15 protein-coding genes are annotated in these 18,801 nt (G+C 73.6%); 13 read left to right on the top strand and 2 right to left on the bottom strand.

The features are described from left to right. Positions 1-82: 82 nt before the first annotated feature. The 10 genes from IE182_RS06570 (at position 83) to IE182_RS06525 (ending at position 13,749) form a co-directional block, all read left to right on the top strand. Positions 83-679, top strand: a complete 597-nt coding sequence (locus IE182_RS06570) for a GNAT family N-acetyltransferase (protein ID WP_190108675.1) — start codon at positions 83-85, stop codon at positions 677-679. A 51-nt stretch (positions 680-730) separates the two neighbouring features. Beyond that, the gene (locus IE182_RS06565; protein ID WP_229844619.1) at positions 731-1,987 is read left to right on the top strand and encodes an alanine racemase; all 1,257 of its coding nucleotides are present in this window, start codon (positions 731-733) and stop codon (positions 1,985-1,987) included. A gap of 39 nt (positions 1,988-2,026) precedes the next feature. After that, entirely contained in the window at positions 2,027-3,826 is a 1,800-nt protein-coding gene (locus tag IE182_RS06560) for an IucA/IucC family protein (RefSeq protein ID WP_190108674.1), read from the top strand. Then, the gene (locus IE182_RS06555) at positions 3,823-5,202 is read left to right on the top strand and encodes a lysine N(6)-hydroxylase/L-ornithine N(5)-oxygenase family protein (RefSeq protein WP_190108673.1); all 1,380 of its coding nucleotides are present in this window, start codon (positions 3,823-3,825) and stop codon (positions 5,200-5,202) included. Before IE182_RS06560 ends, IE182_RS06555 begins: the two co-directional genes overlap by 4 nt. Next, a complete protein-coding gene (locus IE182_RS06550; protein ID WP_190108672.1) occupies positions 5,199-6,512 on the top strand; it encodes an MFS transporter in 1,314 nt (437 codons plus the stop codon). Before IE182_RS06555 ends, IE182_RS06550 begins: the two co-directional genes overlap by 4 nt. Then, positions 6,509-8,308 (top strand): IucA/IucC family protein, encoded by a 1,800-nt coding sequence (locus tag IE182_RS06545; RefSeq protein ID WP_190108671.1) that lies wholly within the window; start codon positions 6,509-6,511, stop codon positions 8,306-8,308. The genes IE182_RS06550 and IE182_RS06545 overlap by 4 nt, the downstream gene beginning before the upstream one ends. After that, positions 8,308-9,669 carry a glutamine synthetase family protein gene (locus IE182_RS06540; RefSeq protein ID WP_190108670.1) on the top strand — a complete coding sequence of 454 codons (1,362 nt, stop codon included), beginning with the start codon at positions 8,308-8,310 and terminating at the stop codon, positions 9,667-9,669. The genes IE182_RS06545 and IE182_RS06540 overlap by 1 nt, the downstream gene beginning before the upstream one ends. 253 nt (positions 9,670-9,922) lie before the next feature. Beyond that, a complete protein-coding gene (locus IE182_RS06535) occupies positions 9,923-11,323 on the top strand; it encodes a condensation domain-containing protein (protein WP_190108669.1) in 1,401 nt (466 codons plus the stop codon). Next, on the top strand, positions 11,320-12,729 hold the full coding sequence (locus IE182_RS06530) for a condensation domain-containing protein (protein ID WP_190108668.1): 1,410 nt from the start codon (positions 11,320-11,322) through the stop codon (positions 12,727-12,729). The genes IE182_RS06535 and IE182_RS06530 overlap by 4 nt, the downstream gene beginning before the upstream one ends. A 288-nt stretch (positions 12,730-13,017) precedes the next feature. Next, a complete protein-coding gene (locus IE182_RS06525; RefSeq protein WP_308432080.1) occupies positions 13,018-13,749 on the top strand; it encodes a DUF4232 domain-containing protein in 732 nt (243 codons plus the stop codon). 43 nt (positions 13,750-13,792) lie between these two features. Here IE182_RS06525 and IE182_RS06520 read toward each other — a convergent pair whose 3' ends face one another. Next, positions 13,793-14,389, bottom strand: coding sequence for a TetR/AcrR family transcriptional regulator (locus tag IE182_RS06520; protein ID WP_190108666.1), 597 nt, complete (start codon positions 14,387-14,389; stop codon positions 13,793-13,795). Positions 14,390-14,447: 58 nt separating this feature from the next. Between IE182_RS06520 and IE182_RS06515 the strand changes: the two genes are divergently transcribed. Then, positions 14,448-14,990: a GNAT family N-acetyltransferase gene (locus IE182_RS06515; protein ID WP_190108665.1), complete on the top strand. Its 543-nt coding sequence runs from the start codon at positions 14,448-14,450 to the stop codon at positions 14,988-14,990. Between the two features lie 15 nt (positions 14,991-15,005). Here the strand turns inward: IE182_RS06515 and IE182_RS06510 are convergent, their stop codons facing one another. After that, a complete protein-coding gene (locus IE182_RS06510; protein ID WP_229844618.1) occupies positions 15,006-16,619 on the bottom strand; it encodes an MFS transporter in 1,614 nt (537 codons plus the stop codon). Positions 16,620-16,894: 275 nt separating this feature from the next. Between IE182_RS06510 and IE182_RS06505 the strand changes: the two genes are divergently transcribed. Together IE182_RS06505 and IE182_RS06500 are read left to right on the top strand one after the other, a co-directional pair. Continuing rightward, on the top strand, positions 16,895-17,386 hold the full coding sequence (locus IE182_RS06505; protein WP_308432081.1) for a DUF4442 domain-containing protein: 492 nt from the start codon (positions 16,895-16,897) through the stop codon (positions 17,384-17,386). 35 nt (positions 17,387-17,421) lie between these two features. Continuing rightward, positions 17,422-18,798: a TrpB-like pyridoxal phosphate-dependent enzyme gene (locus IE182_RS06500; protein WP_229844617.1), complete on the top strand. Its 1,377-nt coding sequence runs from the start codon at positions 17,422-17,424 to the stop codon at positions 18,796-18,798. Positions 18,799-18,801: the final 3 nt, after the last annotated feature.

Genomic DNA, 18,801 nt, shown 5'->3' with positions numbered 1-18,801 from the left:
AGCTTAGCCTCGCCTAACTAGTCGGGGGTGTCCGGTCGCACACAGGTGCGCCGGGCACCCCCGGGCCGCCCCGAGGGGAACCATGAACACCATCGCCATCGACGGCGGCACCGCCGTCATATCCAGACCGGACGCCCCGGCCCTGCGCGTCGAGCGTCACGACGGCCCGGCCGCCGCCGACCGCCTCCCGCTCTGGGTGGGCGCCTACGAGGACGTCTACGCCCACGCCCTCGACCTCAGCGACCACAACGACCCGCCGATCGCCGAGCGCCTGGAGCGCCACTGCGCCCGCCCCGGCTTCGAGCTCGTCGCCGCCTTCGACGAGGACCGCGTCGCCGGCCTCGTCTACGGCTACACCCTGCCCGAGGACTCCCTGTGGTGGGAGGGCCTCGCCCCCGCGCCCGACCCGGAGTTCGTCCGCGAACACCCCGGACGCACCGTCGGCGTCTGCGAACTCCTCGTCGGCGTGGACTGGCGCCGCGACGGCATCGGCGGCAGCCTCCTCAACGCCTTCCTCGCGCAGCGCCCCGAGGAGCGGGCCGCCGCCCTGGTCGCCGACGGCAACGCCGTCGTCCTCGGCCGCTACTCCGGCTACGGGTTCACCCCCGTCGGCACCATGGAGCCCTACCCCGGCTGGCGCCCGCACACCATGATCGTGCGCCCGCTGCGCCAGGGCTGACCCCGCAGGCCCCCGCACCGAACGTCCCTCCCCAGCAGCAAGGCAGCCGCCGTGTCCATAGAACTCCCGCCGTCCGCAGCGCCCCGCTCCGCCCACCCGCAGGACACCCTCCCCGCACACGTGCAGCGCCGGCTCCTCGAACTCGCCGGGACCGGAACCCCGGTGGCCGCCTACCTCTACGACGGTGACGTCGCCGCGGCCCGCGCCCGCGAGCTGCGCGCGGCCCTGCCCGCATGGGCGGCCGTCCACTACGCCGTCAAGGCCAACTCCTTCCCCGGCATCGTCGAGGCCCTCGCCCCGCACGTCGACGGCTTCGAGGTCGCCTCGCTGTCCGAACTCGCCCTCGCCACCGCCGCCAAGCCCACCGCGCCCGGCACCATGACGCCCGTCCTCGCGGCGGGCCCGGCGAAGTCCGTGCCCGTCCTGACCGGCCTGGTCGAGGCGGGCGCCGAGGCCATCAACGCCGAGAGCCCCCTGGAGCTGCACCGCATCAGCCGCATCGCCCAGGACCGCGGCACCACCGCCCGCGTCGCGCTGCGCGTCAACCCGGCCGAGATCCCCGTCACCGGCTCCCTCCACATGGGCGGCGCGGCCTCCCAGTTCGGCATCCCCGAGCCCGACGTCGCCGACGCCGTCCGCATCGCCCAGAGCCTGCCGGCGATCGACCTCATCGGCTTCCACATCCACGCCGCCTCCAACAACCTCGACGCCGAAACCCACGCGGCCTACGTGCGCTGGTGCCTGGAGTGGAGCGCCGCCACCGCCGCCCGGCACGGCATCGACCTCCGCCACATCGACGTCGGCGGCGGCATCGGCGTCGACTTCGAGGGGGACTTCCACGGCGAGAAGCCGTTCGACACCGTCCGCTTCGGCGAGCTCATGGCCGCCCTCGAACCCCCGGCCGGCGTCAAGGTCGCCTTCGAACCCGGACGCTTCCTCGTCGCCGACTGCGGCTGGTACGCCGCCGAGGTCACCGACGTCAAGCACTCCTACGGGCAGTCGTTCGCCGCCCTGCGCGGCGGCATCAACCACTTCCAGCTCCCCACCTCCTGGGACATCGTCCACAACGTCGCCGTCCTGCCCGTCGACACCTGGCCGCAGGACTGCCCGCGCCCCGAGGCCGCGGACGCCCGCGTCACGTTCGTCGGCGAGCTGTGCACCCCCGAGGACACCCTGCTGCGCGACGTCCGCGTCGACCGCGTCCGCGCCGGCGACATCGCCGTCTTCCCCTACGCGGGCTCCTACGGCTGGGAGTTCGCCATGCACTCCTTCCTCGGCCACCCCGTCGCCGACCGCATCCTGCTCTGAGCCGGGCCCCGAGCCCCGCCCGCACCCCGGAGTCCCCCGATGACCCACTCGACGCAGCCGCCCGCGGCCGCCGCCCCCGCCGGCCGACCCGACCCCCTTGACCACCCCGACGTGCTGCGCGCCGCCGACTCGGCGGCCACCGAGACGCTGCTGCGCGCCTACGTCCGGGAGACCGCCACCGACGTCCCCGCCGCCGGCCACGACCTGCAGCTCGACTTCCCCGCCAGCGGGCTGCGCCTGGGCGTGCCGGTCCGCTACCGCTCGGCCACCGGCTGGCACCGCTTCGGCGACCCGGTCGTCCTCGGCACGGGCCGGGACGTCCCCCCGCCCGCCGACGTCACGCTCGTCGCCTCGGCGGCCGTCCGCGAGTCCACCACCGGCCGCGGACACCCCGCCCACCTGGGCACCGACGCCGCCGGCCGGGTCCTGAACTCCGCCGGCCGCGTCGCCGCCCACCTGGCCGCCCGCCGCGCCGAGGGCGACGGCACCACCGGCCCCACCCCCCACCTCGACGCCGAACAGGCCCTCCTGCTCGGCCACCCCTTCCACCCGGCGCCCAAGAGCCGCGAGGAAGCGACCGAGAGGGAACTCGCGGCCTACTCGCCCGAGCTGCGGGGATCGTTCGCCCTGCACTGGTTCGCCGCCCACCCCGACATCGTGGTGGGGGAGAGCTGGGACGGCCGCCCGGTCGCCGACCTGCTGCGCCCGGCCGCCGCCGGCCTCGACCTGCCCGCGGGCACCGTGCCCGTCCCCGCCCACCCCTGGCAGGCCCGGGACGTCCTCGACCGGCCGGAGGTGCGGCAGCTCATCGAGGACGGCCTGCTCACCCCCCTCGGCCCCGCCGGCGCCCCCTGGTACCCGACGTCCTCGGTACGCACCGTCCACCGCCCCGGCGCCGACGTGATGCTCAAGCTCTCCCTCGGCATGCGCATCACCAACTCCCGCCGCAACAACCTCCGCGGCGAGATGCGCCTCGGCGTCAGCGCGGCCCGGCTGCTCGCCGCCGGCCCCGCCGACTGGCTGCGCGCCGAACACCCCGACTTCGCGATCCTCCGCGACTTCGCCTGGATCTCCGCCGGCGCCTCCGGCGCCGAGACCGGGCTGGAGACCGCCGTCCGCGACAACCCCTTCCACGGCGGCGACCGCGAAGGACTGTGCGTCGCCGGCCTGCTGGCCGAACGCACCGGCCCCGGCGACGGATCGGCCCCCCGCCACCGCTCGCTGCTCGCCGAAGCGGTGGCCCGCGCCGCGCACACCCACGCCACGTCGGTCGCCGAGGCCGCCGCCCGCTGGCTGGAGCGCTACCTCGACGTCCTCGCCGTCCCCCTCGTCCGGCTCCAGGCCCGCTACGGCATCGCCCTCGAACCGCACCACCAGAACACCCTCGTCGCCCTCGGCGAGGACGGCCTGCCCGCCGCCGGCTGGTACCGCGACAGCCAGGGCTACTACCTCGCCGAGTCCCGCGCCGCCGACATCGAGCGCCTCCTGCCCGGCGCCACCGACGACGTCGAGCTCGTCTTCGCCGACGCCTTCGTCGACGAACGCGTGGGCTACTACCTCTACATCAGCAACCTGCTCGGCCTCGTCGGCGCGCTCGGCGCCCAGGGCCTGGCCGACGAGCGGGACCTCCTGCGCGTGCTGCGCACCCGGCTGGAGCGGCTGCGCGCCGCCGAGCCCGGCGCGAAGGGCCTGCTGGACCTGCTGCTCGACACCCCGGTGCTGCGCTGCAAGGGCAACTACCTCACCTGCGTGGACGGGCTCGACGAACTCGTCGGCGACGTGCACACGCAGTCCGTCTACATCGACCTTCCCAACCCCCTCGCGGAGGCCCTGCGTTGAGCGCCCAGACCCCCTATGACCTCGTCGGCGTCGGCATCGGCCCGTTCAACCTCTCGCTGGCCGCCCTCGCGGACGGCGTCGCGGACCTGAACGCCCTCTTCCTCGACGCGAAGCCCGCCTTCTCCTGGCACCCCGGCCTGCTCATGGAGGGCACCACCCTGCAGGTGCCCTTCCTCGCCGACCTCGTGACCATGGCCGACCCCACCAGCCCCTGGTCGTACCTGAACTACCTGCGGTCCCACGGCCGGATGTTCCCGTTCTTCTTCTCCGAGCGCTTCCTCATCCCGCGCCGCGAGTACGACCACTACTGCCGCTGGGTCGCCGAGAGCCTGCCCTCCTGCCGCTTCGACGCCCGCGTCACCGCCGTCGAGTGGGACGAGGGCGCCGACGCCTTCGCCGTGACCCACCACTCGGCCGACGGCACCACCACCCGCGTCCTGGCCCGCCAGGTCGTCCTCGGCGTCGGCACCACCCCGGTGGTGCCCGAGCCGCTGCGCCCCCTGCTGACCGGCGAGCACCACGGCCGGGTGCTGCACAGCGCCGACTACCGCACCCACCGCGAGGCCCTCGCCGCCGCCGACGACGTCACCGTCATCGGGGCCGGCCAGTCCGGCGCCGAGGTCGTCCTGGACCTCATCCGCCGCCAGGACGGCCAGGGCCTCGGCGGCCCGTTCACCCGCTGGCTCGCCCGCACCCCCGCGTTCGCGCCGATGGAGTACTCCAAGATCGGCCTGGAGCACTTCACACCGGACTACATCCGCTACTTCCGCGGCCTGTCCGAGGAGCGCCGCGAGCAGCTCGTGCGCGAGCAGTGGCAGCTGTACAAGGGCGTCAGTGCCGACACCCTCGGCGCGATCCACGACGAGCTGTACGAGCGCACCATCGGCGGCGGCCGCCCCCGCGCGGACCTGCACCCGGGCGTCGAACTGCGCGCCGTCGAGACGGACGGCGACGGATACGTGCTGACGTGCCGTCACAGCCCGCAGGACAGCGAGTTCACCTTCCGCACGTCGGCGATCGTCGCAGCCACCGGCTACGCCGCCGTCCGCCCCGCCTTCCTCGACGCCATGGCAGACCTGGTGGACTGGGACGACCGGCAGCGCTACCGCGTCGACGGCGACTACCGGGTCGCCCTCGACCCGCGCGTCGGCGGCACCCTCTACGTCCAGAACGCCGAGATGCACACCCACGGCGTCGGCGCCCCGGACCTCACCCTCGGCGCCTGGCGCGCAGCCAAGATCCTCAACGCGGTGTGCGGCAGCGCCGTACTGCCCGTACCGGAGCAGGCCGCCTGGACGACCTTCGGCGCCCCCGGCACCGCCCCCGCGCCCGCCGCCGCGGAGCTGCGACCCAACCCGATCGGAACCCTCCGGTGACCGCGGCCCGGCAGGCCGGGGGAGCGGCACCCGCGCGATCGGGCCTGCCACTGCGGGCCGTCCTGATCGCCGTGATCGCGCTCTACCTGATCGCCGAGACCGCACTGGCCCCCTTCCTCCCCCAGCTCTTCGAGCGCCTCTACGGCGTCGACGACCCGGGGGCGACGGGCCTGTACCTGTGGATCTGCCGCATCGTGGGGCTGATCGCGCTCCCGCTGTGGGGGCTGGCGGCCCGCCGCCGGCCCCTGCACCAGCTCGTGGTCACCGGACTGTGCTCGGCGGCCGTCGTCGACGTCGTCCTCGGCTTCGCCCCGGGCTACGCCGCCTTCACCGCGCTGTCGGCGGCCTCCGTGGCCGCCAACGCCTCGCTGCTGCTCGCCTACCCGGCCTTCATCGCCGAGCACACCCGCAAGGCGGCCGCGGAGCAGAACGACGCCGAGCACGCCGAACTGGCCGCGGTGCGTTCCATCGTCCTCGTCTTCCACGTCGCGGCGGTCGCGGCGACCCTGGTGGGCGCGGGCGTGCTCGCCCTGCCCGACCCGCGGCTGGGCGTCTCGGCGTTCGCCGTCGTCGACGTGATCCTCGCCGTCCTCATCCTGCGCGTCCTGCGCCGGCTGCCGGCCGGGGAGAAGGAGGAGCCGGGGCCCGCGCCGGCCCGGACCGCCGGACCGCGCCGCAGCCGCTGGCTGCTGCTGGCGCAGGCCGCGCTGATCGGCGTCGCCTTCGACTTCGCGCTCGCCGTGGCCCGTCCGTTCTTCACCGAGTTCGCCGAGGACCTGGGCAGCGGCTCCCTGGGCGGCGCCGTGCTGTTCTTCCTGCCCAGCGTGGGCGCGCTGGCGACACTGCCGCTGGCACGCCGCTGCCACGACCGGTTCGGCCGCCGGCTGCTGCCGGTGTCGGCCCTGGTCTGCGCGGCCGGGTTCCTGTGGCAGTACGCCGCCGACGGCCTGCCCGCGCTCGTCAGCGGCCGGCTGCTGGCCGGCCTGGGGCTGGGACTCGCCCAGGTGGCCGTGGAGATGCGGATGTTCCAGACCACCGGCACGGAAGGCCCCGCCTTCACCGCCGTGGAGACCGTACGCTCCGCCGGCCTGCTCGCCGCCCCCCTGATCTCGGCGGCCGTCGTCTCCCACGACCTCGCCCTGCCGCTGACGGTCGCCGCCGCGGCCCTGGCCTGCGTCGCCGTGGCCTCCCTCGCGACGGCCCCGGCCCTCGCCGCCCCGGGCCCCGCGCCCCTTCCCCCCGCCCCCGAACCGATCCCCGTCACCGTCCCCGCCGACGCACCCGTGTACGCCAAGGAGTACGACCGATGAACCGCGCCACCCGAGACACCTGGGCCGAGGCAGGACGACGACTGCTGGTCAAGGCCGTCGAGGAGTTCGCCTACGAGGAGCTGCTGACGCCGCGGCCCGACGCGGCGGCCGGCGCCGACGCGTACCGCCTCGACTTCGCCGACGGCGTCCACTGGACCTTCCGTGCCACCCGCGGCACCTTCGCCACCTGGCGCCTCGCCGGCACGCCCGTACGCCACCCGGCCCCCGCCGACGGCGACGCCGGCCCCGAGCGGTTCCTGCTCGACGCCCGGGCCGTGCTCGGCTGGGACGGCCCCACCACCGCCGAGGTGCTGCGCGAGCTGACCGCCACCCGCCGCGCCGACGCACAGGCCCTCACCCGGGCCCTGCCCGCCGCCCGCCTCGCCGACCTGGACCACCTCGACCTGGAGGCCCACCAGGACGGGCACCCCTGCATGCTGCTCAACAAGGGCCGCCTCGGCTTCTCCGCCGCCGACTCGGCCGCGTACGCCCCCGAGACCGCCGACGCCGTCCACCTGATCTGGGCCGCCGTCCACACCGGCCTCGCCACCTACGCGGGCGTCCCGGGCCTGGACGCCGAGACCCTCCTGAAGGAGGAGCTCGACGACGACGTCCGCGAGCGCTTCGCCGCCACGCTGGAGACGGCCTGCGCCGACGGCCCCCACGCCCCGTCCGACTTCGCGTGGCTGCCGGTGCACCCCTTCCACTGGGACGAGGCCGTCGAGACCCTCTTCGCCTCCTACCTCGCCGACGGCCGCATCGTCCGGCTCGGCGAGAGCCCGGACCGCTACCGCCCGCTGCAGTCGATCCGCACCCTCGCCAACCTCGACCACCCGCACCGCCGCAACGTCAAGGTGCCCCTGCTCATCCGCAACACCCTGGTGTGGCGCGGCCTGAAGACCGAGCCCACGCACGCCGCCCCGGACGTCAGCGCCTGGCTGCACGGCATCCGCGCGAACGACCCGTTCCTGAGCGAGGAGCTGCGCTTCCACCCGCTCGGCGAGGTCGCCGCCGTCTCCGTGGCCCACCCCCTCTACGACGCGGTGACGGACGCCCCGTACCGCTTCCACGAGCTGCTGGGCGCCGTCTGGCGCGAGCCCGTGGGCGCCCTGCTCGGCGACGGCGAACAGGCCCGCACCATGGCCGCCCTGCTGAAGACCGGCTCCGACGGCCGCGCGCTCGTCAGCGAACTCGTGGAGCGCTCCGGCCTGACGGCCGAGAAGTGGCTGGGGACGTTCTTCGCCGCCCTGCTGCCCGGCCTGCTCCACTACCTCTACCGCTACGGCACCGCCTTCTGCCCGCACGGTGAGAACACCGTCGTCCTCTACGACGCGAACGACACCCCGATCGGCATCGCGGTCAAGGACTTCGCCGAGGACGTCAACCTCCTGCCCGGCGACCACCCCGAATACGCGGACCTGACCGAGCGCGCCGACCGCATCCTGCTCCGCTGGCCCGCCCACGAGCTCGCCCACTCCCTGCTCAGCGCCGTCTTCGCCGGACACTTCCGCTTCTTCGCACCGCTGGTCGCCGAGCACCTGGACGTGCCCGAGGACACCTTCTGGGCCATGGTCCGCGCCGAGATCGAGCGCTACCACGCCCGCTTCCCGGAGCTCGCCGACCGCTTCGACGGCTTCGGCCTCCTCGCACCCGACTTCGACCGGGTCGCCCTCAACCGCGAGCAGCTGCTCGGCGGCGGCTTCCACGACCGCGCCGAGAAGGACGAGGGCTTCGACGTCGTCCACGGCCGCGTCGCCAACCCCCTCGCCACCGCCGCTTTTGAGGAGGAGAAGTGATGACGGAGACCACCCCCTTCGACCGGCTGCGGGCCGAGGCCGAGGCCGGCCGCCTGGAAGAGGTCGTCGTCGCCGTCCCCGACCTGCAGGGCCGGCTCCAGGGCAGCCGCCTGGCGGCGCCCTACTTCCTCGACGAGGCCGCCGCGAACGGCTTCAACGCCTGCGTCTACCTGCTCGCCACCGACGCCGAGATGAACACCGGCCCCGGCTACGCCATCGACGCCTGGCAGAGCGGCTTCGGCGACTTCGTGCTGCGCCCCGACCCCGGCACGGTGCGCATGCCCGGCTGGGACCAGGGCACGGCCTTCGTCCTGGCCGACGCCACCTGGCCCGGCGGCGAGCCCGTACGCGTCGCCCCGCGCCGCATCCTCCGCGAACAGCTCGACCGGCTCGCCGGCCACGGCCTGACCGCCTTCGCCGGCACCGAGCTGGAGTTCCTGGTCTTCAACGACACGTACGCCCAGGCATGGGACCGCCGCTACCACGGCCTGGAGCCCGCCACCCGCTACAACGTCGACTACTCCCTCCAGGGCCTCTCCGGCGTCGAACCCCTCGTGCGCCGCATACGCCGCGAGATGACCCGGGCCGGACTGCGCATGGAGACCGCGCGCGGGGAGGTCCACCCGGGTCAGTACGAGATCGTCTTCCGCTACGACGAGGCGATGACGACCTGCGACAACCACGTCTTCTTCAAGAACGGCGTCAAGCAGCTCGCCGCGGAGGAGGGCAAGGCCGTCACCTTCATGCCGAAGTTCGACGAGGGCGAGGGCAACTCCTGCCACATCCACCTCTCGCTGCGCGGCACCGACGGTTCGGCCGTCCTCGCCGACCCGGCGGCCGAGGACGGCATGTCCGACCTCATGCGGCACTTCATCGCCGGACAGCTCGCCTGCTTGGCCGACTTCACGCTGCTGATGGCGCCCAACGTCAACTCGTACAAGCGGCTGCGCCCCGGGGCGTTCGCCCCGACGGGCATCGGCTGGGGCCGCGACAACCGCACCTGCCCCGTCCGCGTCGTCGGCTCCGGCCACTCCCTGCGCATCGAGCACCGCGTCCCGGGCGGCGACGCCAACCCCTACCTGGCCATGGCGGCCACCGTGGCCGCCGGTCTCTACGGCATCGAGAACGAACTCCCGCTCCCGGCGCCCCACGAGTCCAACGCCCTGGCCGACCCCTCCGTCCCCCGCCTGCCGAGCACGCTCACGGCGGCGCTGCACCGGTGGGAGAACAGCGCCTTCGCGGCCAAGGTCTTCGGCTCCGACGTCGTCGGCCACATCGCCCAGGCGGCACGGACCGAACTGGAGGCGTTCGAGAGCGCGGTCACGGACTGGGAGCGGGTGCGGGGCTTCGAGCGTCTGTGAGGTGACAGGGCCCCCGGGGCGCTGCGGCCGGTCCCGACTCCGGCCCACGGCGCCCCGGGGGCTTTTTCGGACCCGGAAGCGGACCGATTCCATCCGCCGACGCCGGGCCGCCGCCAGGTCGAGTCCGTCAGCGATTTCATCGTGCCTTAAACGCCTCTCGTAAGGATCACCGTGCCCCGGGCGGCCGTCCGGCCTCCCGGGGCCGTGGCGCAGCGAGCGCCGCGTTGGTGCCGCAGCCGCAGGCTGCCGGAGCGTGAGGAAGCACGTGGAATTCACCGACATGGCCGGCCTGAGCGTCCGGCCGGGGACGCTGACCGTCTGGCGCCCGGTAGCCGTCGACGAGCACCCCGCGTCCTGGAGGGCGGACGCGCGGCCCGCCTCCCACGCGCAGGAGGCGCACGTCACCCAGTGGCCGGCGGCGCCCCGCCCCTCGCCCTCCTGGATCGCGACGGCCTTCGAGCTCCCCGGGCCCCTGAGCACCGAGGCGCTGGAGACCGCGCTGCTGCTGTGGATCGACCGGCACGAGTCGCTGCGCAGCCACCTCGTCCCCGACGGGACGGGCCTGCGCCGCACCACGCTGGCACCGGGAGCGGCGGCCGTCCGGGGGTCGGTGGTCGGCACCTACCTCAGCGGTGACGCGCTGGCGCACCGCATCGAGGAGCTGTTCGACCGTGAAGCCGTGCCGCCGGGCTGGCCCTCGTACCTCTTCGCGACCGTGACGCACCCCGAGGCCACCACCCTCTACCTGGGCTGCGACCACTCCAACGTGGACGGCTACTCCATGGCCCTCGCCGCGTACGAGATACGCCGTCTGTACGAGGCCGCGCTGCACGGGATGCGGCTGGAGCTGGCCGAGGTGGGCAGCTTCCCGGACTTCGCCGCGCGCGAGCGGCAGGCGGCGGAGCTGGTGGGCGGCGACCACGAGACGGTGGTCCGGTGGCGCGCGTTCATGGAGGCGACCGGCGGGCGCATGCCGGACTTCCCCGCACCGGTCGAGGCGGACGAGGCCGGGTCCGCCCCCCAGCACAACGGCCTGGAGTGGCTGCTCGACGCCGACGAGGCGGCCGCCTTCGGCGCCCTCTGCCGCCGCGCCGGCGGGAGTTTCTGCGCCGGGCTGCTGGCCTGCCTGGCCATGGCGGCCGACGTGCAGGGCGAAGTCGCCCGCAGACGGGGGAGCTTCAGCACCCTCATGCCGTTCCACACGCGCAACCAGGCGCAGTGGACCTGGTCCGTGGGGTGGTACGTGGGACTGGCGCCCCTGCGGTTCGCGGCCCGCGCCGAGGACGGCTTCGCCGCCCTGACGGGGCGCGCCATGGCGGCGCTGCAGGAGGCCCGGCCGATGGCGGAGGTACCGGTCGCCAGGGTCACGGAGCTGCTCGGAGCGCCGGTGGAACCACGGTTCGTCGTCTCGTACATGGACTTCCGGCACGTACCCGGGGCCCGGCAGTGGACCGACTGGAAGGCCGCCATGGTGCGCAGTCACCGGATCCATCCGCACGAGGTCTACCTGTGGATCAACCGCACGCACGAGGGGGCCTACGTGAGTTTCCGCCACCCCCGTACGGAGCAGGCCGAAAAGGCGGTTCTGCGCTACGTCGAGGACGTCCGCCGGACCATGGCGGACGTCCTCGGCGGCCAGGAGGCGGCCGCATGAGGATGATCGAGATAACGGGCTACGCTCCCCGGCCCGGCGAACTGATCGGGTTCCGGCCCGTCGCCGGGGCCGTCGCCGCCGCGGCCACCGCGCCGGTGCACCCGGCCCCGCCCTCGCACCTGCAGGAGAACCACATCCGCCGGATCCTGGCCAACCGGGCCGCCGGCCGGGCCCAGTCCTCCTGGGTCGGCGTCGCCTTCGACGTACCGGGCCGGCTCGACACCGCCGCCATGGCCAGGGCCTTCGGCACGTGGGTGCGGCGCCATCCGACGCTGCTCACCTGGTTCACGCCGGACGGCGACCTGTTGCAGCGGCGCGCCGTCCCTGCCGAGGTCTTCGCCGTGGAGCCCGTCCCGCTCGGCACGTACGGCTCCGGCACGGACGTCAGGGACCGGCTGTGGCAGCACATCGCCTCGGGGACGAGCCCCTTGAGCTGGCCGTCCTTCGTGGCGGGCGCGGTACTGCGGGACGAGGGCGACACGTCGACCGTCTGGTTCGGAGTCGACCACAGCCACTCCGACGGGTACTCCGCAACCCTGGTCTTCGCGGAGCTGCGCGCCCTGTACGAGGCCGAGCGCTCCGGCGGTGAGGCCCTCCTGCCGCCCGTCGACTCCTACGTCGACTACTGCGTCCAGGACCGCGAACGCGCCGCGCTGATCGGGGCCGACGACCCCGGCGTGCGCCGCTGGGTGGACTTCTACCGCGCCGGACCGCCCCCCGGATTCCCGCTGGACCTCGGCACGGAGCCGGGCGCCGGCCACCCCGGCGTCCCGGTCGAAAGGGAACTCTTCGACGCCGCGGAGGCGGAGGCGTTCTCGGAGGTGTGCAAGCGCCTGGGGGCCGGGTTCATGGCCGGGGTGCTTGCCTCGCTCGCCGTCACCGGACACGACCTCGGCGGCGTCGAACGCTACCGGGGGCTGAGCGTCGTCCACACCCGGACGGAGCGGCGCTGGCAGCGTACCCAGGGATGGCTCGTCAACCTGATCCCGGTCGAGTTCCCGGCCGCGGACGGCTTCGGGAAGGCCGTCATCGAGGCGCAGGAGGCCCTCGCGACCGCGAGGGAGGCAGCAGGAGTGACACCGATGCGGGTCATGGAACTGGCACCCGAGCTGGCCGGCACCGTACAGCCCGGCACCGCGGCCGCGTACCCCATGGTCTCCTACCTGGACGGCCGGCACGTGCCGGGCTCACGCGACTGGGCCGCCGCGGACTACAACGGCCTGGAGGGCCCCGGCACCAGCGGGGAGGTGAACCTGTGGGTCAACCGCCTGTGGGACCGCACCTACGTCAAGACCCGCTACCCGGACACCCCCGCAGCCCGGCGCAACGTGCCCCGCTTCCTGAACCATCTGCGCGATGTGCTCCGCACGGTGGCGCGGACGGGAGACACCGTGACACGACTGTGACCGGAAGCGTGGCTTCCGCCACAGCCCGTCGTGGTCCGCTCTGATCTGCTGGGGCAGATGCGCCGCGCTCCCCTCTCCCTTCCCGCCCTCATGGCCGGCGTCCTCCTGCTTGCGGGGTGCGGATCGGAAGGGGCCGGGTCGCACAGCGGCGGCCCGGAGCGCCCACAGGTGCCCGGCTCCCCCAACCGTCCTGACGGTTCGTCCTGCGGGGCCGGGTCCGCCGGCGGCGCGTCCGTCCCGCCGGGAGACCCCTCCGAACGGGAGAAGGACGGGGTCAGGATCACCGGTGTGAGCCGGGGCGCAGGTCACTGCGCCGAGTTCGAACTCACCAACCACGAGGCCGGACCGTTCACCTACACGATCACCTTCACCTTCCTGTCGGGTGCCGGAGAGGCGCTGGCGAGCCAGAAGGAGACGGTCCCGTCCGTCGGGCCCGGCCGGACCGTGAAACGCGCCGTCACCATGAGCGGTACGGGCCCGCTGCCCTCCGGCACGCGCGGGCCGGCCCGGGTGAAGATCGCCGAAGTGAGGAGCGTCCCCACCGGCGAAGCATCCTCCCGGGGCGGCCCCTGCCCGCCCTCGGGAGTCCGCGTGTACGCCGATGACGGCGATGCCGCCATGGGACTCCGCGTCGTGGGCATCCACCTGGAGAACTGCGGAAGCGGTACGACACGGCTCAACGGCTACCCCCGGCTCCAACTCCTCGACAAGGCCCACCAGCCCGTCGACGGCGTGACGATCCTCCAGGGCGGCGGCTCCATCGCCACCGGCACCGGAGCCGACGGCGCCCCTCAGCCGCTGGCCCTGGAGCCGGGCGAGCGCGCCCACGCCACCCTGGTCTGGCGCAACACCGTCGAGGGCGGCGCCGGCGACCCCGTGAACGCCCCGTACGTGAGGGTGCGGGCGACGCCCGGCGACGCCCCGGTGATGGTGATCCCGGAGCTCGACCTGGGTACGACGGGGAGACTCGGCACCGGTCCCTGGAAGAAGGACGGGACGAAGCCGCCGGGACGTCCGTAAGAGGGCCCTCGCCGGCGTGGAGACGGCTTTGGCCCGCGTCGTGTCACGACTCGCTGCGGAGCCCTTCGACGAAGGTGTCGACCACCGCGGCCTGCGTGTCCGCGGGGAACCGCTGAGGGTCGAACAGGGCCTGGACCACCAAGCCGTGGACGAAGGCGACGGCCGCCGCGGCGAGGTGGTCGACATCGGCGGTGGCCGGGATCTCGCCGAGCGTGCGCGCGGCTTCCAGGTGGGGGCGGAGTGCGGCGCGCATGCGGACGTAGCGCTCTCCCTGGTCGGCGCAGAGGCCCTCGTCGGCCAGGGCCAGATCCCATGAGCTGACCCAGATCCGGTTGCGTGCGGTGTTGTCCCGGCCGATCGGCAGGGTGTCCAGCAGGACGACGCGGAGCGCGGCCAACCCCTCCTGAGGGCGGGCGCGTCGGGGGCGGTCGGCGCTGCTCTTCTCCAGGAGTTCGAGAGCGTGGACGACCAGAGCGCGTTTGGTCGGGAAGTAGTGCATGAGCAGTCCGGTGGAGACGTCCATCTCGGCCGCCACGGCGCGCAGCGTCAGGCCGCCGAACCCCTTCGCGGCCAGCACGCGCCACACGGCTTGCGAGACGTCCCCACGGCGGGCTTCGTGATCGACAGGAGCAGGTGCCATGGGGCTAGGATACGTACCGAACGCTCGTTATGTATCTCGATCGCAGACGGAGGACCACGTGTTCGCCCTACCGCTCGACGACAACGCCCAGCTGCGCCCCCTGGAGACTTGGCAGGCCCAGGAGTTCCTCGACCACATGGATCGAGCGCGGCCCACGGTGGACCCCTGGATCCCGTGGGCGACGCGCAGCACCGACCTGGAGTCCGCGACCGCCGTCCTCCAGGGCTACGCCGACAACCAGGCCAAGGACGCGGCCCGCATCTACGGAATCTGGCTGGACGACGTGCTGGTGGGCGGCGTCATGTTCCCGCACTTCGACGCCGCCCTGGGCGTCTGTGAGGTCGGCTGCTGGCTGGAGGCGGCGGGGGAGGGCCGCGGACTGGTGTACCGCGCGAGCCGCATATTGATCGACTGGGCCTTCCGGGAGCGCGGAATGAGCCGCGTGGAGTGGCGGACCACCCCCGCCAACCAGCGCAGCATCGAGGCGGCGCGCCGCCTCGGGATGACCCGCGACGGCGTGTTGCGCCAGGCGTACCCGTACCGGGGAGTCCGGCACGACAAGGAGGTCTGGTCCGTCCTCGCCGAGGAATGGCGCGGCTGAAGCGGTACCGCGTGGTCAGGGGCGGGGCCGGATGCCACGTGAGTGCGTGACCCGGCCCGTCAGGAGGCGCCGGCGCGTCGGTGGCGGCGCGTTCCTGGGCGGCAGGAAGAGCCAGACCAGCACCGCTCCCGCCAGCGTGATCCCGGCTGCCGTCAGTGAGGTGACCCGCATGGCCGAGACGAAGGCGTCGACGGCCCGTTCGGCGAGGGCGTCGCCCCTGATCCCGAGGCCGTCGGCGACGGTGAGCGCACCGGCGACCGACTCCTCGGCGAGCGGGCGCAGCGCGGGCGGCACGGGGCGGAGGTGACCGTGGACGCCGCTGCGGTACTGGGAGGCGAGGAGGGAGCCGAGGACGGCGACACCGAGTGCTCCGCCCACTTGCCGGAGGGAATTGACCAGGGCGGCGCCCGCACCGGCCGTGCGGGTGGGCATCGCCGCCATGGCGGAGGCGGTTGCGGCGGGCATGACGTAGCCCATGGCACTGCCCATGAGGAAGAAGAGCGCCTCGCACTGCCACAGGGGCGAGTGCTGGTCGAGGGCGCTCACACCGAGGAAGGTCACGGCCGTCATCACGAGCCCGGCCGTGCACACGGTGCGCACGCCGAGGCGGCGGGCCAGAGCGGTGCTGTGCGGGGAGAAGGCGAGCTGGGCGACGGCGAGGGGCAGGAGGCAGCAGCCGGCCTGCAAGGAGGAGTAGCCGCGCGCGCTCTGGAGGTAGAAGATCATGTAGAAGGACGAGCCGAGCAGGCCGAAGAAGACCACGGTGATGGCGCCGACGGCTGCGGAGAAGCGGGCGCGGCGGAAGCAGCGCAGGTCCATCGCGGGGTGGGTGCTGCGGCGTTCCCACAGGACGAAGGCGGTCAGCAGGGCGAGGCCGCCCAGGGTGCCTGCCCACACGCGCGGTGAGGTCCAGTCGTCGAGTTCGCCGCCTTCGATGATGCCCAGGACGAGCAGGCCGAGGCCCGTGACGCACAGCAGCACGCCGACCGGGTCGAAGCGCCGGGGTGCGGGGTCGGCGGATTCGGGCACCACGAGAGCGACGGCCACGGCCCCCACGAGCACGATGGGGAGGTTGATCAGGAAGAGGGAGCCCCACCAGTAGTGCTCCAGCAGCAGCCCGCCGGTGACCGGCCCGATGGCCACGGCGAGGCCGGCCGATGCGGCCCACACGCCGATGGCCTTGGGGCGTTCGGCGGGCGGGAAGACATGGGTGATGACGGCGAGGGTGGCGGGTACGACCAGCGCGGCGCCGATGCCCATGCCGCCGCGGTAGAGGATGAGCTGGCGCGCGTCGGGGGCGTAGGCCGAGGCGGCGGAGAAGGCGCCGAAGACCAGCAGCCCGGCCAGGAGGGCGCGCTTGCGGCCGAAGCGGTCGGCGGCGAGCCCGGCCGTGATCAGGAGGGTGGCGAAGACGAGGGTGTAGGAGTCGACGGACCACTGCAGGTCACCGGAGGACGCGCCGAGTCCGTCGGGTGCGGGGAGGGCGAGCGTGCGCAGCGCCACGCTGATGATGGACGTGTCGAGGACCGTGAGCACCAGGCTGACGACCAGACAGGCCAGGATCCGCCACCGGTGCGGGTCGGCCGTGGGCTTCGCCAGCATGAGGTCGTCGCGCTCGTTCTGTAACACGGACTCCGCATCTCCCCCCCGGCCGGGCGGCCCGTCGCCACGACAACGGTAGGCACATGCGAAAAACAGATCAAGTACGCCTAAAAATGGGATAAGCATCCTTTCTGGGATCGCTTGACGGCGCGCCGCCCCGGTCGGGACTGTTGGTGACGGCGCACCGCAGGGAGCACACCGCAGGGGGGCGAAGAGCGCGCAGGCGTGCCGCGGCCCTCCAGCGCTGTGCATCCACTGCTGTGCGTCCGTGACACCCCTGTGCCGATCGGAGGGCCTGCACTCTGAATGCGCCGTCGTCTTCCCCGCCCCCCTCGCCCGGGCCGTCCTTCGAGGACATCCGCACGGTCGTCAACGACCTGGTGCCCTTCCAGAAGTTCGCTGGTGTCGAGGTCACGGACCTCGCCGACGGCCGTGCCGTCGCCGCGCTGCCGGAAGGCGGCGACACCCTCAACCACGTGGGCACCCAGCACGCCGCCGCCCTCTTCCTCGTGGCCGAGGCCGCCGCGGGGTCGGCTCTCGCCGGCGCACTGAGGGAACGCATCACCGGCATCTCCTTCGTCCTGCGGCAGTCGGCGATCTCCTACGACAAGAAGGCCGGGGGGACGATCCGGTCGGTGGCCACCGTGGTGGACGCACACCTGCCGGCACGGGTCGCCGGGCTCGCCGCCGGCGAGCGGTTCGAGGCCGTGGCGCGGTCCCTCCTCCACAACGCCCAGGGGGAGACCGTGGCCGAAGCCGTGTTCACCTACCACTGCCGCGTGCTGGCCGCATGACGCAACGCCGCACGCACGAAGGGAAGAAGAGCCCGGTGAGCTCCCTGGAACGGTACGACCTGCCGGCCGCGAAGATCCCCAAGCGCTGGTACAACGTCCTCCCCGACCTGCCCCGCGTCCCCGACGACGTCCTCGACCCGGACACCGGGAAGCCGGTCGGGCAGGAGTTCATGGAGCAGCTGCTGCCCAAGGCCCTCGTCGCCCAGGAGACCTCCCTGGAGCGCTGGATCGCCATCCCCGAGGACGTCCGCGCGGCCTACCGCCTCTGGCGGCCGACCCCCCTCTACCGGGCCCACGCCCTCGAACGCCACCTGGACACGCCCGCGGAGATCTACTTCAAGTACGAGGGGGCCAGCCCCTCCGGCTCGCACAAGCTCAACTCCGCCCTGGCGCAGGCGTACTACGCCCGGCTGGAGGGCTGCGACCGGCTCGTGACGGACACCGGCGCCGGCCAGTGGGGCAGCGCCCTGTCCATGGCGTGCAGCGTGTTCGGCATCAAGGCGCTCGTCTACATGGTCCGTGCCAGCTACGAAGGCAAGCCCTACCGGCGGCACTTCATGGAGACCTTCGGCCAGCAGGTGCTGCCCAGCCCGGGCCCGCACACCGAGTTCGGCCGCACCCTGCTCAAGCAGGACCCCGACCACCCCGGCTCCGAGGCCACCGCGGTGACCGAAGCGCTGGAGACCGTCCGGCAGAACCCCGGCGACCGCTTCTCCATGGGCGCCTTCGCCGGCCACGTCCTGCTCCACCAGACCGTCGTCGGCCTGGAGACCCGCGAACAGCTGGAGGAGCTCGGCAAGCACCCCGACTTCCTCGTCGCCTCCGTCGGCTGCGGCAGCAACATGGGCGGGTTCGCCTTCCCCTTCGTCGGCGACAAGCTCGCCGGGCAGGACATCACCATCCTCGCCGCCGAACCGGCCGCCTGCCCCACCCTGACCAGCGGCACGTACCGCTACGACTTCGCGGACGCCGGCGGCCTGGGCCCCATGGTCCGCACCTACACGCTCGGCCACGAGTTCGTCCCGCCGCCCATCCACTCCGGCGGTCTGCGCTACCACGGCGCCGCCCCGCTCGTCGGCCTCGCCCGGCACGAGGGGCTCCTCCAGTCGCGGGCCTACGCGCAGAAGGCGGTCTTCGAGGCGGGCACGCTCTTCGCCCGGCTGCACGGTCTGCTGCCCGCGCCCGAGACCGCACACGCCATCCGGGCCGCCATGGACCTGGCCGTGGAGTGCCGCGAGCGGCGCCGCCCCGCCGTCATCGTCTTCTGCTACAGCGGCCACGGGCTCCTCGACCTCGGGGCCTACGGCTCGTACCACGCCGGGGAGATGGCGGACGCGGAGCCGTACGAGACGACCCCCGCGGACGACCCCGGCCCCGGCCCCTGCCCCGCCGCCGTCCAGGCCGGGAGGTGACGT

Source organism: Streptomyces cinnamoneus (assembly GCF_014650495.1).
In the GTDB taxonomy this organism is placed as follows: Bacteria; Actinomycetota; Actinomycetes; order Streptomycetales; family Streptomycetaceae; genus Streptomyces; species Streptomyces cinnamoneus.
The sequence above is the reverse complement of the archived record's forward strand: the minus strand, read 5'-3'. Positions and strand labels throughout refer to the sequence as shown.